The sequence below is a fragment of the Sphingobium sp. Z007 genome, assembly GCF_900013425.1.
In the GTDB taxonomy this organism is placed as follows: Bacteria; Pseudomonadota; Alphaproteobacteria; order Sphingomonadales; family Sphingomonadaceae; genus Sphingobium.
This window is the reverse complement of the sequence record NZ_FBXK01000004.1, coordinates 16,734-30,817: the sequence shown is the minus strand read 5'-3', so window position 1 is coordinate 30,817 and position 14,084 is coordinate 16,734. Positions and strand designations below refer to the sequence as shown.

The 14,084-nt window shown below is 64.2% G+C and carries 15 protein-coding genes and 1 pseudogene; 7 read left to right on the top strand and 9 right to left on the bottom strand.

Annotation, left to right across the window (positions count from 1 at the left end; translation table 11 throughout):
* Positions 1–704, top strand: a pseudogene (locus CEQ44_RS07810) (hypothetical protein); the annotation flags it as partial.
* A 301-nt stretch (positions 705–1,005) separates the two neighbouring features.
* On the opposite strand, the gene CEQ44_RS24995 reads toward CEQ44_RS07810, so the two are convergent.
* From CEQ44_RS24995 to CEQ44_RS24985, 3 genes are read right to left on the bottom strand one after another with little or no spacing between them, the layout of a single operon-like run.
* Positions 1,006–1,374, bottom strand: a complete 369-nt coding sequence (locus tag CEQ44_RS24995) for a hypothetical protein (protein ID WP_256960035.1) — start codon at positions 1,372–1,374, stop codon at positions 1,006–1,008.
* Complete coding sequence (locus CEQ44_RS24990) at positions 1,371–2,414, bottom strand: reverse transcriptase/maturase family protein (protein ID WP_256960034.1); 1,044 nt, start codon at positions 2,412–2,414, stop codon at positions 1,371–1,373. Before CEQ44_RS24990 ends, CEQ44_RS24995 begins: the two co-directional genes overlap by 4 nt.
* The gene (locus CEQ44_RS24985) at positions 2,411–2,608 is read right to left on the bottom strand and encodes a hypothetical protein (RefSeq protein WP_256960033.1); all 198 of its coding nucleotides are present in this window, start codon (positions 2,606–2,608) and stop codon (positions 2,411–2,413) included. The genes CEQ44_RS24990 and CEQ44_RS24985 overlap by 4 nt, the downstream gene beginning before the upstream one ends.
* A 1,021-nt stretch (positions 2,609–3,629) precedes the next feature.
* Between CEQ44_RS24985 and CEQ44_RS07800 the strand changes: the two genes are divergently transcribed.
* The 4 genes from CEQ44_RS07800 to CEQ44_RS07785 all read left to right on the top strand — a co-directional run bounded on the left by CEQ44_RS07800 (position 3,630) and on the right by CEQ44_RS07785 (position 6,270).
* Positions 3,630–4,253: a transcription elongation protein SprT gene (locus CEQ44_RS07800; RefSeq protein WP_088183877.1), complete on the top strand. Its 624-nt coding sequence runs from the start codon at positions 3,630–3,632 to the stop codon at positions 4,251–4,253.
* Positions 4,254–4,334: 81 nt separating this feature from the next.
* Positions 4,335–4,988, top strand: coding sequence for a ParA family protein (locus CEQ44_RS07795; protein ID WP_088183876.1), 654 nt, complete (start codon positions 4,335–4,337; stop codon positions 4,986–4,988).
* Positions 4,988–5,320 (top strand): hypothetical protein, encoded by a 333-nt coding sequence (locus CEQ44_RS07790; protein ID WP_088183875.1) that lies wholly within the window; start codon positions 4,988–4,990, stop codon positions 5,318–5,320. Before CEQ44_RS07795 ends, CEQ44_RS07790 begins: the two co-directional genes overlap by 1 nt.
* On the top strand, positions 5,317–6,270 hold the full coding sequence (locus CEQ44_RS07785) for a replication initiator protein A (protein WP_088183874.1): 954 nt from the start codon (positions 5,317–5,319) through the stop codon (positions 6,268–6,270). The genes CEQ44_RS07790 and CEQ44_RS07785 overlap by 4 nt, the downstream gene beginning before the upstream one ends.
* 581 nt (positions 6,271–6,851) lie before the next feature.
* Here the strand turns inward: CEQ44_RS07785 and CEQ44_RS07780 are convergent.
* The 4 genes from CEQ44_RS07780 to CEQ44_RS07765 are packed head-to-tail and all read right to left on the bottom strand — an operon-like array spanning position 6,852 to position 9,247.
* Complete coding sequence (locus CEQ44_RS07780; protein ID WP_088189745.1) at positions 6,852–8,402, bottom strand: type IV secretory system conjugative DNA transfer family protein; 1,551 nt, start codon at positions 8,400–8,402, stop codon at positions 6,852–6,854.
* Positions 8,402–8,683 (bottom strand): hypothetical protein, encoded by a 282-nt coding sequence (locus tag CEQ44_RS07775; protein ID WP_066707234.1) that lies wholly within the window; start codon positions 8,681–8,683, stop codon positions 8,402–8,404. Before CEQ44_RS07775 ends, CEQ44_RS07780 begins: the two co-directional genes overlap by 1 nt.
* A complete protein-coding gene (locus CEQ44_RS07770; protein ID WP_066707237.1) occupies positions 8,680–8,904 on the bottom strand; it encodes a conjugal transfer protein TraD in 225 nt (74 codons plus the stop codon). The genes CEQ44_RS07775 and CEQ44_RS07770 overlap by 4 nt, the downstream gene beginning before the upstream one ends.
* A 13-nt stretch (positions 8,905–8,917) precedes the next feature.
* Positions 8,918–9,247 (bottom strand): conjugal transfer protein TraD, encoded by a 330-nt coding sequence (locus CEQ44_RS07765; protein ID WP_066707240.1) that lies wholly within the window; start codon positions 9,245–9,247, stop codon positions 8,918–8,920.
* Positions 9,248–9,421: 174 nt separating this feature from the next.
* On the opposite strand from CEQ44_RS07765, the gene traA reads away from it, so the two are divergent.
* Together traA and CEQ44_RS07755 are read left to right on the top strand one after the other, a co-directional pair.
* Positions 9,422–12,337 (top strand): Ti-type conjugative transfer relaxase TraA, encoded by a 2,916-nt coding sequence (traA, locus tag CEQ44_RS07760; protein WP_088184516.1) that lies wholly within the window; start codon positions 9,422–9,424, stop codon positions 12,335–12,337.
* A gap of 6 nt (positions 12,338–12,343) precedes the next feature.
* Positions 12,344–13,078, top strand: coding sequence for a DUF6118 family protein (locus CEQ44_RS07755; RefSeq protein ID WP_088184517.1), 735 nt, complete (start codon positions 12,344–12,346; stop codon positions 13,076–13,078).
* An 81-nt stretch (positions 13,079–13,159) separates the two neighbouring features.
* Here CEQ44_RS07755 and CEQ44_RS07750 read toward each other — a convergent pair whose 3' ends face one another.
* Positions 13,160–13,855: a DUF2490 domain-containing protein gene (locus tag CEQ44_RS07750; protein WP_083956696.1), complete on the bottom strand. Its 696-nt coding sequence runs from the start codon at positions 13,853–13,855 to the stop codon at positions 13,160–13,162.
* Between the two features lie 66 nt (positions 13,856–13,921).
* Positions 13,922–14,077, bottom strand: a complete 156-nt coding sequence (locus CEQ44_RS24355) for a hypothetical protein (RefSeq protein ID WP_176401111.1) — start codon at positions 14,075–14,077, stop codon at positions 13,922–13,924.
* Positions 14,078–14,084: the final 7 nt, after the last annotated feature.

Below are 14,084 nucleotides of genomic sequence, written 5' to 3'. Positions count from 1 at the left end.
GCTGCGTCGCGCTAGCCGCGTTCATGGCGGAACTGGCGACCGCAGGTAATCAATCCGGGATCGTTTTCGATGATCCTGTGTCCTCGCTTGACCACATGCATCGTGAGGCGGTGGCAAAGCGCTTGATCGATGAAGCGTCGCGCCGGCAAGTGATCGTGCTGACGCACGACCTCGCCTTTCTATTCGAGTTGGAGCGAGCCGCCCAAGATGCGCAACCGCGTCCCCAAGTGTCGATGGGTTCAGTTTCCCGAGGAGCGGACAAGGCGGGATTCTGCCGCAACGAACCACCTTTCAAGGCGAGGCGTGCCGTCGATATCATGGGCAGCCTTACGCGCCAGCTCGCGAATGAGCGCCGGCATTTCGAGCAAGGTGATGAAGATAATTGGCGCGTAACCGTCAAGTCGATCGCTGGCATCATGCGGGATACATGGGAAACCGCGGTTGAGGAAACAGTCGGGCATGTGATCCGTCGCCTGTCCTACAAGGTCAACACGGGCGGGTTGATTAAGCTCACCGCCGTCAGCCAAGCCGACTGCGAAGCCATGCGCGACGGTTATGGACGATGCTCTGAAATGCTGCATTCGGCGGCGAGAGAGCTAAACCGCCCCCTCCCCCGCCCCGAGGCTCTTGCCGCGGAGATTGACGCGCTCAACCATTGGGCGACTGATCTCCGCCAGCGCCAAGAGGCAATGAGACTTCCATAAACTAAGCAACTAAGCCACTAAGCGACTTAGTCACTAAGCGTTTTAGTTACTCCAGCGCACCCTACGGGCCGCGCTCTATCTCCGCTGCGCTTCGACCGAGCCGCCGTGCCGGCGTCTCGGTAGGGTAGACGCGAGGCGCCTCTTGCGAGGACGCCCCAGCGCCTCCCCCCGAACCGTGCTTGCACCTTTCAATGCACACGGCTCTCCATTCTGTCTGGCATCCGGCCACCATGATGGGCAACATGACACTTTCGACATAGGACGATGGTCCTGCGCCGCCGTGCTGATTGCACCCATGGCGTCAGTTGGCGCGCCGTTTGTCCTTTAAGCGGTGAGGATGATGCATCTCGAACGGTCCGTCAGTATCGCCGCACGCCTCGCATTCTTCGGCGCTGAGACGGGTGACGAGATCGTTCGAACTCTGCGCAATGCGCGAGCCAACCGTAATGGCATCAACGACGGGATTGCCCCATGCCTGTACGATCAGATGCTTCAGTTTCCATACCTTATGGACGCGCGGCTCGCCCCGGACCAAGGTCGTTACGCCGTGATCCGACCCCATTTTCAGATATTCCTCGGCCTGCCTTCTCGTCGAGCGTCGCCGGCATGCTACAGTCGCAAAGAGGCTCCTGAGCATTACCAGTTCGAGCTTGTCGAGCGACGCTTTCACGCCGTCGGCGATCGCATAATAGGTCGCGAAGCCCGGAACTCTGAGTTATAGGCAACGATAATCTCCGCTACACTGGATTCCATGAGTTGCGGACGCACCCGGCCATTCCTCATGTCGAGGTTGCCGAGCTTTTTGCGCCTGCAAAATGCATAGACCCGGTCCCTCGCCACCCACAACTTGATGTTCCCCCGCGTTGGCCGACGAAGGATGCGTCGCATCCCGCCGCCGACCTTCTGACGCCCCGCCATTGTTCCGGGAGAGCGCAACGTGAAGGCGCATACATGGAAGCCAAGGAACGGCGATCCCCTCGACGCATCGCGAACCCCGGTTTTCTCCGGTGATACCGCCAGATTGAGCCGATCAGCGAGGAAGCGCTGTATATCGGCCATGATCTGAACGGCCTCCGCCTTGCTGCCGATCACACCGACAAGAAAGTCATCGGCATAGCGGCAGTAGCGAAGGCGACGGAAGTTGGGGTCCATTGGATCGACGGACGGTATCTTCCGCCTTTCCCGATTGATGGCTTCGATCCGGGCTAGACAGGCCCGGACTTCTACCTCATCCGCACCATCGGCACGGACTGCATCGATCTTCTTACGAAGTGCGGCGATCTGCTGGGTCTGGGCGACATAGGCAGGATTGGCCCGCCGTTTGGCGCCCTTGTCGAAGCCCGCCCGCATTTCCTCCATGAACAGGTCAAGCTCATGGAGATAGATGTTGGCAAGTAAGGGCGAGATGACCCCACCCTGCGGAGTGCCGCTATAAGTCCGTTCGAACTTCCATTCATCCATGCACCCTGCCTTTAGCATCGTCCCGATCAGATCGATGAACACAGGATCATCGATCCGGCGGGCCAAGAGGCCGAGCAGGATGTCATGGTCGATGTTGTCGAAGAACCCGCGAACATCCACTTCGATCAGCCATTTCGCACCCGTCCAGGTTTTGCGGATCTCTTCGAGAGCCGTGTGGCAGGAGCGACCCGCGCGGAACCCATGGCTGTGCTGCGAGAACACAGGCTCATAAATCGCCGCGAGGATCATTCTCGCCGCCTCCTGAACGATGCGATCATCCGCCGTAGGATGCCCAATGGGCGCATTTTACCATTGCCCTTGGGGATATAGACCCGCCGCACTGGACGAGGGCGGTAACGGCCTTCCGCCACGCGTTCGACCAGACGATCAAGCCTCGCCAGCGTCATGCCGTCGAAGGTCTGGCCGTCTACTCCCGGCGTCATCGCACCCCGATTCCGGGATACTCTATCATAGGCCCGCTCATATAAGCAGCGGGACCGCATGAGGCGGTTGAGACCGTTGATCCGCTTGCCCGCCCGCGACAAGGCCGGAAGCTTCTCGATCCGTCTCAGGATAGTAGCGGTTTGCATCAGCAATCCCTTTCCTTTGATCCATCGAGGTTACAGAACTGCCGTCCTTCGCCCGGATGCTGCGGATTTCGACAAGGATCGCTCCCGCTTATACCGCTGCCCCGTCCGCCTCGCGGCGGCTGTCCCGGCCATTACACCGGGCGTTTGACTACTATGACGGCTCCGTCGCCATGCAGGTCCGAACAAGCCGTCCTGTTTAGGCGATCCCGCAGTTGCGCGAGTGAGGAGTCGCGGTGCGTTTAGGTGCCCCGTTCATTTCCTGATCCCCTTACGGGGCCACGCCGGGCGGACTGGCAGCGATTTGCAGGGCCGTGCTCCTCGCTCCGCTCGGGACGGTGTGTCAGCTGCGTTCACCGTCACCTACCTAGTGGTCGTTGGAAACTGGGATTCAGACAATCCAGTCTTCACCATGCGCACCTTGCCTGCTGGTCAACCGTCAGGCTGCGGCGCCCGACTTCGATCCATCCACCGACATGCTATGGTCCCGTTTCCCTTTCGGAATTTCAGCCGACTCATCATCGGCACCGGTAAGTCGGTCAGGCATGAGCTATGCCAATAAGCTCAGTTCATACGAACACTCCTTTCTTCTCCGCGCCACAACGGCGCACTCCCTTACGGGTAACGATCGCTCGCGCACGCGGGCCTCGGCCCGCATGAAGCCGCCGGCGACGCCGGCGAAGATCTTCGTCAGATGGGGAAAGGGAGCGCCGCCCCCTCTCCCCAGCAACGGCAATCAGCCAGGCCGTGGCTCGCTGCGCTGCGCCCGCACCACCCCGGCAGATTCCCGTTGCCCCCCTCTCCCCCGCTGTTCGCCACGAGGCAGGGCCGATGGCCGAGGCCATCGCCCCCAGGCGATTTAGAAGAGGAGAAGATCATGGAGCAGGACAATCGCGAGAGCTGGCTGAACCGGGTGGCGATCGGCCTGACCCCGCTGTTCGACGCGCTGGACACCCCCCTACCCTCTCGCGTCCGAGTTGCGATCGGCTTCACCAGTCGGGGCGCGAAAGGCCGCGCGATCGGCGAATGTTGGGACAACCGGTGCAGCGCGGACGGCCACTTTGAAATCTTCATCCGTCCAGACCTCGCATACGCACCCGACGCAATGCCCGCGCAGATCGCGGCAATTCTCGCGCACGAACTGGTCCACGCGGCAGTCGGCATCCCGGCCGGACACGGGAAGGCGTTTAAACGTATCGCGGTCGGACTTGGCTTGATGGGGCCGATGCGTTCCACCAACCCCGGCGACGCCTTCCTTGCTACCGTCGCGCCGATCCTTTCAGCAGCAGGCCCCCTCCCCCACGCCCGGCTCGACACGGGCGGCGAAACCACCGCGCCAAAGAAGCAGACAGCGCGGATGCTCAAATGCGAGTGCCAAGCTTGCGGCTACACTGTCAGAACCGCGCGCAAATGGCTTGAGACGGCGGGCGCGCCCTTGTGTCCGATTGCGGGGCATGGGCCGATGCTACACGACCCGCTGGGTCCCGATGAGGAGGGCTGACGATAGCTAAGCGACTAAGTCGCTTTACGACTAAGCGGCTAAGCGGTATAAGTCGCTTAGCCGCTTAGTAGGAGCAAAGCTGTGCAAGTATGGGCCGTCATCGCGCAGAAGGGTGGGCAATCGAAGACCACTCTTTCAACCGGCTTCGCCGTTGAGGCGGCGCGGGAAGGGGCATCCGTCGTCATCCTTGATGCCGACGACCGGCAAGGGTCGGCGCTCTATTGGTCCGAACGTCGCGACGACGACGACGTGGTAGTGAAGGACAGCAGCGTCGCCGGCCTGCCTCTCCACGTTTCGCGTGGACGCGCCAGCGGCAAGGTCGATCTTATCATCATCGATACGCCCGCGAACTCCAAGGACATTGCCATGCTCGCGGCCGAGCAAGCGGACTTCGTCATTGTCCCCGTCGCACCGCGTGGGCTGGACGTTCATTCAGTGTTGCAGACCGTCAAGCAGGTGCAGCAGGCCGGCACCCCATTTGCGGTCATTTTGACACAGGTTCCGCATCAGGGCGGGGAAGGGCAGGAGGCCCATGCTGGCTTCGCCGCCAAGGGCGTGACGCTGTTCGACAGCCGGCTCCATTTCCGCAAGGATTTCTACAAAGCTACGCCACTCGGCCGGACGGCGGCAGAGACAGAACCGGATAGCAAGGCTGCGGCCGAACTGCGCGCAGCCTATAATGAGGCTAAGCGACTAAGCGGCTTTACGACTAAGCCAGTAAGCGAGGCAGCGTAATGGCAAAGAGACCGTCCGCACTTGCCAGCATCTTCGATGACGAGCCCGAGGGGGCGGCAGCGGCTCCCATCGCCGAGGCTGTCTCCGAGCCGCAACAGGCGGCCGCGCCGCGCCGATCACGGCGCTCGGCCGAGACGCCCTCGCCAGTAGCGCCGGCGCGTCGCAGCAGTCATCCAGGCAAAAAGCCGGTGCTGATCCACATTCCCGAGGACATGCACCGTGCACTGCGCCAACTCAGTGTGGAAGAGGGCGGGGAGCCGCTCACTGTCGTCACCGAGCGCCTGCTCCGCCAGTATCTCGTCAAGCGGGGCCACACCAGGTTCGCCCCGTGAGCAAGCGGCGTGATCCCAATCCCGAGTTCGACCTGTTCATCCCGGCGCTTGGTGACCTCCCGCTCAAGGACCAGCGGGAGGTTATGGAGCGTCCGTTCTTCTCGTTGCAGAAGCGCAAGCGCCTCAAGCCCATCGAGTATCGCAGCCCGGATGGCGAAGCGTGGGTGCGCGTGCAGGCGATCCCCGACTACGGCATGGCGACGATTTGGGATGCCGACATTTTGATATGGGCGGCATCTACCCTCAATCGCATGAAGCAGCAGGGCTTGAACGACCTGCCGCGCACGCTGACGACGACGCCTTATGACCTGTTGCGAGCTATCAAGCGCGGCACTGGCGGCAGGGATTATCAAGAGTTGCAGGCGGCGCTGCTTAGGCTCCAGACGACCTCCATCACCACCTCAATCCGCGCGACCAAGCGCCGGCAGAAGGCCGGCTTCAACTGGCTCGATAGCTGGACTTTCGACACCGACGCCGAGACCGAGCAGCCACGGGGCATGACGCTGACCCTTTCGGATTGGGTTTATGAGGGGATCGTCAACGAGAAGTCGTTGCTCACCATGCACCCTGACTATTTCCTCCTGTCCGGAGGCCTGGAGCGGGCGCTGTATCGCATCGCGCGCAAACATGCCGGCACGCAGCGCGGGGGGTGGTTGTGCCGGGTCGAGGTGCTTCGCGACAAGACAGGCAGCGATGCCCAGCCCAAAGAGTTCAATCGGATGCTTCGGCGCGTGATCGAGGCTGACCAGCTCCCTGATTATACGATGGAAGCAGCCGAAACGACCGACAAAAGCCCGGCTGTGCTGTTCAGGCTCCGCGGTGAGGCTGAAGCATTAGCACTGGCAGAGAAGATGCGCGTGGAGGAGGAGCGGCGAGCCCGCCTTGACGCCGATCGTCGGCGTACGGAAGAGGTGGACGCCCGAATGGACCGGCTGGCCGGCCGTCGCTAACTATCGGGGTTTCACCCACCGCAGCCCCCAACTATCGGGGTTTCACACACCTGCTGGTTTGCCGGGCAGAGTCGGACAAGCTCCGGCCGGCGTAATGCAGCGTTCGCGCTGTGGATAACTGGCACGGAAGAGCCGTTCAAGCCATCGCCGGAGTCGGGGTTTCACACACCTTTTCGTCGGGGGATCACCCACCGTACTATCGGGGTTTCACACACCGAATCACGGGGTTTCACCCACCGGGTATGTCGGTAAGGTATTGAAAGTAGGGTGGGAATTGGGCTCTTTTTGACCCTTAACCTTTTTAAGATTCCTATTTAACAGAATCACTTAATGTCACCGCATCGCTCGACAAACCAAAAGACGATCAATGGAATCGGCCTAAGGGCCGATGCGCTATTAGTTTCGTGCCGCCTTCGGCGTCACAGAGGCGGCACAAGCGCCGCTGGCTAGGCGAGAAGAAGTAAGGGCGAGTCGGAGCGAAAGTGCCCGCCACGGTCGCCCAGGCGCGCCGTGAGGGCGGGAAAGAAGTTTTCGGTGGTTTGGGTGGTTTGCCACGACGAACGTCGCCAGCGGGGCTCAAATCACGCGGGATCGAACAGCCCGGCAAACTCACGCTGGTCGTAGTAGCGGATTTTCTCGACCGCGAGCGGATGTTCGCCCTGGCGCAGCAGCAGGAGCTGGTCGGACCGCATCCGCATGATTTCGTCGGGTGTGGCGAGACGGCGGGCAGAAACGTGTCCGCTGATGCTTTCCGAGGGGCCGGCGCGGTTTTCACCCCAGCCGGTGCCACGCGACGTGCTGACGGTATCATATTCGATCGTGGTGTCGCCGATCGTGCGCGAGAGCATGTCGGCGGTCGCATGATCGTTGACCCCGAACGTCTGGATCACGCCCGCGTTGGACATGAACGTGCCGGCGCGCTCGCCATAGGTCGCCTTGAGTTGGTGCATGTCCTGGAGAATGGGCCAGAGCTGGAGGCCGTAGCCCGCCATCAGCCCCATCGCGCGCTCGACCGGTTCGAGGCGGCCGAGGGCGGCGAACTCGTCGAGCAGGAACAGCACGGGCCGGGCAGGGCGGGCGGTGGACCGCGCCATGTCGGTGACAGCTTGGCTCACCAGCAGTCGCAGCCAGCGGGCATAGGTATCGAGCCGATCGGGCGGCAGGCACAGGAACACGGTGGCGGTCGTGTCCTTCAATTCGGCAAAGGTGAAATCAGATGCGGCGGTGCTGGCAACGATGCGCGGGCTGTCGAGAAAGTGGGTGTGGCGCTGCGCCGAGGACAGCACGCCGGCGGCTTCGCGGTCGGACTTGCCGAGCTGGCGGTTGGCGGCGCGGGCGATCAGGCCACCGGCGCCGGCGCTGTCCTGCATATCGGCCAGCAGCGCGGCGAAACCGGCAGGGGCCAGCGTCAGCTTGTCACGCACCGTCGCCAGCACGCGGCGATCGGCAGGTTCGTGGACGACGGTGTGCAGGATCAGCCCGGCGATCAGCGCCTTGGCTTCCTCGTTCCAGTGGGCTTCGCCCGATTGTCCCGGCGCGTCGTGGACCAGCGCGTCGGCGAGGGTGTTGGCATCTTCCGCAAGATCGAGGCTGGCGGGATCGAGCCGGTCGAGCGGATTATAGCGGGCAGGGGGCTGACCCGACACGCCGAACGGATCGAGGCACCAGACCTTTCCCTTGGCGGCACGCGCCCGGGCGGTGACGCGAGCATTCTCACCCTTGGGGTCGATGCAGATCACTGAGCGATCGAGCAGCAACAGGTTGGGGATGATCGTGCCGACGCCCTTGCCCGAGCGGGTGGGTGCCATCGTCAGCAGATGCGCCGCGCCGTCGTAGTGGAGCAGCTTGCCCGACTTCGCCGAGCGGCCGATCAGGAGATCCCCGTTCGCCTCCAGCTTCCGCACGTCGGTACGGTCGCCGAAACGAGCGGAGCCGAGCAGATCGTTGCGCTGGTTGGCGGCACGTCGGTTGAAGCGCCAGGCCAGGAACAGGATCGCGCCGGCCAGCAGAAACGGAATGTCGGTCGCGATCTCGCCATAACCGAAAATGCTCTTGAGCCAGGCGTTGCTCGCCATCAGCACCACGAAGGCGACGAAGACCGCGAACAGCGGGCTGATCCGTCGCCTGGGCATCAGTGCGCTTCCATCGGCGTGACCGGCAGGGACCGATCGGCGTCGGGATGATCGAGCAGCCGGAGCAGGATTTGCGAGACGAGGGGAGGGGGCACGCCCTCATCCAGCATCATCGCGAAAAACGCATCGTCGTTAGGCGTCGGGACCATATTCTCGATGACCAGGTTGGCGCGCGAGTCCGCCATGTCCTCGTGCCACATGGCGACTTCCGCCGGTGTGCCGCGCACGAAATCCATCGCGCGGACCTGGCGGCGGATCGCCTCGATATCAAAATCGCTCATGGCGCTTCGCTCCCTTCCGCTTCCGCGTCGAACGCCCGCTTGCCGCGCCGCTTCCACAGCGCCAGCACGTCGCTGGAATCGTCGCCGCGACCACGCCCGGCGAGATCGAGCAGCGCGCCGTAAAGGGTGGCGCGATCGTCGTCGGTCAGATCGACCAGGCCGGCTTTCTGGACCAGCCCGCCCAGCTCAATCAGGTGGCGTGTCCGTTCGCGACGTTGCACGACCCAGCCCCTACTATCCGTTCGTCGTTCCGCCGCTTCCGCCCGCAGCGTCGCTGCCCGGTTCAGCCGCAGTCCTCGATCCGTCGATTGCAGCAGCGCCAGCACCTTTGCGCCCGCGCCGTTGAAAGAAGGCCGCGCCCTTCGCGCGCCATGCCTCCTTCGCGTCCGCATCCTTCGATCCGATCGCATCGAGCAGCACGCCGGCGAGGGTTTCCGCATCGAGCGCATCGGCCCCGGTTGCGGCGACAAGCTGGCCCAACTGTTCGACCCGCTTCGCCTTGAGGGATCGTGCCTTGTCGTCCAGCGCCTTCAGCTCGGCATCGTAATCGCGAACCTTCCGCATCGCCTTCCCCCTTCCGTGCATTGATAACCAGCATTCTAGCGCACCCAGCTTGAGGGTAAAGCCGGAACGATCAGGAAGCAGCACCAAGTCAGTCAGGAGGAGCGAAGCGGAGGATGAGTGCGCGCTTATACGTCGTTGCCGACGTGCGCTAAGTAGGGCAGTGTGCGGAGCGTCATGGCGATCTACCACTTCTCCGCCAAGGTTGTGAGCCGCGCGAACGGATCGAGTGCGGTTGCGAGCGCCGCCTATCGTTCCGCGTCCGAGCTGCACGATGATCGGCTGAACCGCGATCACGATTTCAGCAACAAGGCGGGCGTGATCCACTCCGAGGTGATGTTGCCAGAGGGCGCACCGGAGCGTTTAAACGACCGCACAACCTTGTGGAACGAGGTGGAGGCAGGCGAGAAGCGCAAGGACGCGCAGCTTGCCCGCGAGGTGGAGTTCTCGATTCCGCGCGAGATGAACGAGAAGCAGGGCGTCCAGCTCGCCCGCGATTTCGTGAAGAAGCAGTTTGTCGATCGCGGGATGGTCGCGGACCTGAACGTGCATTGGGACAAGGCGAAGGACGACACGCCCAAGCCGCACGCGCATGTAATGATGACGATGCGCGAAGTCGGTCCGGAGGGGTTCGGGAAGAAGAACCGGGATTGGAACAGCACCGAGCTGCTGAAGGACTGGCGCGAGGCGTGGAGCGCGCATGTCAACGAGCGCATGGCCGAGCTGGGGCTTGAGGGCCGGATCGATCATCGCTCCTATGAGGCGCAGGGGATCGGGCTGGAGCCGCAACACAAGATCGGACCCGCAGCATCGCGCCGGCCGGAGCAGGGACTTGAGGCGGAGCGGATCGAGGATCACACGCGCATCGCCCGCGAGAACGGCGAGAAGATCATCGCCAACCCCAATGTCGCGCTGGACGCGATCATGCGGCAGCAGGCCACGTTCACCACCCGCGACCTTGCGACGTTCGCGTTCCGACACAGCGACGGCAAGGAGCAGTTCGACCAGGTGATGGGGGCGGTGCGCGCCAGCCCCGAGCTGGTCGCGTTGGGGAAGGACGGTCGCGACCAGGAGCGGTTTACTTCCCGCGATATGATCGCGGTGGAGAATCGGCTTGAGCGTGCCGGCGACGAGCTGGCAGGCCGTATCGGGCATGGCGTCGGCGACCGGCAGCGTGACGCCGCGATCAGCGCGGCCGAGGGGCGTGGTCTTGTCCTGTCGGCCGAGCAGCGTGACGCCTTCGATCATGTTACCGGCGACGTGGGGCTGGCGTCCGTCGTCGGCTATGCCGGCAGCGGTAAATCTGCGATGCTTGGCGTCGCGCGCGAGGCTTGGGAGGGGCAGGGCTACACGGTGCGCGGCGCGGCCTTGTCGGGCATCGCGGCCGAGAATCTTGAGGGTGGGTCCGGCATCCAGTCCCGCACCATCGCCAGCCTTGAACACGCATGGGGGCGGGGGCGTGAGCAGCTAGGTCCCAAGGACGTGCTGGTGGTGGACGAGGCCGGTATGATCGGCTCGCGTCAGATGGAGCGGGTGCTGTCCCAGGCACGCGATGCCGGGGCCAAGGTCGTAATGGTCGGCGACCCCGAGCAGTTGCAGGCGATCGAGGCGGGCGCGGCGTTCCGCAGCGTCACCGAGCGCCACGGCGCGGCCGAGATCACCGAGATACGCCGGCAGCGCGAGGACTGGCAGCGTGATGCGACCCGCGCGTTGGCGACCGGGCGCACCGGCGAGGCGATCCATGCCTATGGCGGCAACGGCATGGTCCACGCGGCCGACACGCGCGAGGCGGCGCGGGGCGAGTTGGTCGACGGCTGGGATCGGGCGCGTCAGGCCGAGCCGGGCAAAAGCCGGATCATCCTCACCCACACCAATGCCGAGGTGCAGAGCCTCAATGGCGAGGCGCGCGACCGGTTGCGCGCATCCGGCGACATTGGCGACGACGTGACAGTGAAGGCCGAGCGCGGCGAGCGGCAGTTCGCGACCGGCGACCGCATCATGTTCCTGCGCAACGAGCGCGGCATGGGGGTCAAGAACGGCACGCTTGCGACGATCGAGCGGGTATCGCCCGAGGGCATGGCGGTGCGCCTCGATGACGGGCGCGGCGTTGCCTTCGACACCAAGGATTATGCCCATGTCGATCATGGCTATGCGGCGACGTTCCACAAATCGCAGGGCGTAACAGTCGATCGTGCTCATGTCCTCGCCACCCCCGGCATGGACCGGCACAGCGCCTATGTCGGCATGTCGCGACACCGCGACGACGTGCAGCTCCACTATGGCCGCGATGACTTCGCCGATCAGCGCCAGCTCGTCCGCGCCCTGTCGCGCGACCGGGGCAAGGACATGGCGGGTGACTATGCCCGGCCCGAGCAGGACCAGGCGCGCGCGTTCGCCGATCGGCGCGAGATCCGGTTCCCGGAACTCGCGCGCCAGGTGGTGGAGAAGGTCCGCAACAAGGCCAGGGGCATGTTCGACGGATTCCGGCCGAAGCCGGCGACCGAGAAGGCGACGTCGCCGGATCGTGTCGCGGCCGATCGGCCGCTGGCATCCTCGCAGGCCCGCGCGATCGAACGCTATGGGCGCGCCGCAGCCGATATAGGCCGGATGCGGGACAAGGGGTTGCCGGTGCTGGCGCACCAGGAACAGGCGCTGGCGAAGGCCGGCGACGCGCTCGACCAGGTGCGGCCGCATGGCGCGCGTGACCTTGCCAGCGCGATCGAGCGCGACCCCCGGCTCGCGCGTGACGCGGCCGAGGGGAACACGGGCGGCGCGGCCAAGGCGATGGAGGCGGAGCGCCAGGTCCGCATCGACCCGGAGAAACGCGCGGGCCGGTTCGTGGAGCAGTGGCAGGGCTTGAAGGAGGCGCGGGCCAGCATGGAGCGTGCTGGCGACCGTGCGGGTGCGGAGCGGCTCGGCAAGCGCATGGAGAGCATCGCGGGCGGGCTGCAACGCGACCCGCAGCTCGAATCTGCTTTGCACCGTCGCGCGCCCGAGCTGGAATTGAAAATGGAGCGCGGCCGGTCGATCGCAAACGAGCTGGCGCAGTCGGTCACGATTGGCCGCGACCGCGACCGTGGCATGAGCCGGTAGGTGACGATGGACGACGATATTCAGGAAGGCGGCGATCCGGCGGAGGCGTTCGACCGGTTGCGCGCCGTCATAGAAGGCCAGGACCGCGAGCTGGCGTTGCTACGCCGTGCCGTGGAGGGATTGGCGGCCGAGCGGGCGCATATCGACGTGCCGGACTATACCGAGACGCTGGGGCGGATGCAGCAAGGCGTGGACGCCACGGCCGACCGGATCGCGGTCATCAATGACGTGATCGCGCGGAGTCCGGCGCTGGCGATGACGCCCGAGCAGATGGCGCAGCGGATCGCCGCAGCGGGCAACGCCGCACGGCGTGAGGACCAGGCGGCGCTCGCCAAAGCGGGCGAGGACAAGGCCCGCATCATGGCCGAGCTTCGCGCCGTCGCCGGGTCCGCATGGACACGGGCGGACCAGAAGAACCGGCAGCTATGGTTCGGGCTGGGCGGCGCGGCGGCGGGCATCCTTGCATGGGCGATCCTGCCCGGCCTCGTCGCGCGCGAGGTCGCGCCGGCGAGCTGGCAATGGCCCGAGCGAATGGCGGCACGGACGCTCGACCTTCCCCGTTGGGAAGCAGGGCAGCGGATGATGCAGAGCGCCAGCTCGACCGCGTTTAGCGCGATCGTCGCGGGCGATAAAATTGTGACGGCGAATCGCGAAATGATCGAAAGGTGCGAGAAGGCCGCGATCAAGACGGGCAAGGCAGTGAGTTGTACAATCAGGATAAAGCCGGAAGAGCAGCGATAGGCGTGGAGAGTACCCGGAATCAGCTGGATTGTGACGGCGAACCGAACTTGCCGACTTCACCACCGTGCCTGTGTGCTTTTGTTAAAGCCCGACGAACAGAGTTGCACTCAACACGTGATTGGTACGATCCTCTCCCCGTCGAAACACGCGTTGGTTCAGATAGCCTGGCTCTATCCGCACCCGGTGCGCGACCGGTACACCAATGCCGACGAAAGTGCGCCACTGGTCCACCCCGTCACGAGCGCCCCAGATCGTCGAGTTCAGATTCAAGAACCCCTCGGTGAAGGCGACCGCCTGCACCGCCCCTTCGCGCGCAATCGGCACCTGCAACCGAACGAACTGGCGCAGTCGCCATCCGGTGTCCTCTCGGCCCTCGATCATACGCTGTTCGAGCCGCGTGCGGCTGATAACCAGCGGAGCTCCGCCCCGTCCCCGAACAGCGGCGAACTGGACCTGCTGCCAGAGCCTGTGTTCATTGACTGTCTGGCCATTAGCAGGATCGGTGCGAATGTAGGCGTAACCGGCGATTGCGTGAGCGTCGCGTGCGATCCGCGCGCCGATCGCCGGCCTTGCTATAAATTGGCTGCCTCCCCCGACATCATCGGTCGCACGGGCCTGCGTTTCAAGCCACAGGAATAGGTCACCGCGTACTGGACCCGTAGCGATTACTGCGCCCCATGCTTGCGTGTCGTCCTGCGCATGAGCGGGAGTACAGAGGGAAGCGCTCCCGACACAAGCGAGCATAAAGGACATTTGTCGAAGGACCGGCATCTTCATCGGCTCTGCTCCCCTTGATGGATTGGACTAGAGATGGTGAGGCTCTGGGCTGCGGTGGCTTGTCGACTAGCTCAGGCCAACCACGCCGATCGCAGCCCCGATCGCCAGCACGACGGGCGTGGCGAGCTTGTTCTTCCAGCGGTACATGACCCCGAGCGCGACAGCGAAGATGAGCGCGCTGGTGACTAGGCCCAGTCGGCCCCAAGCTGCGATTTTGGCCAAGTCGGAG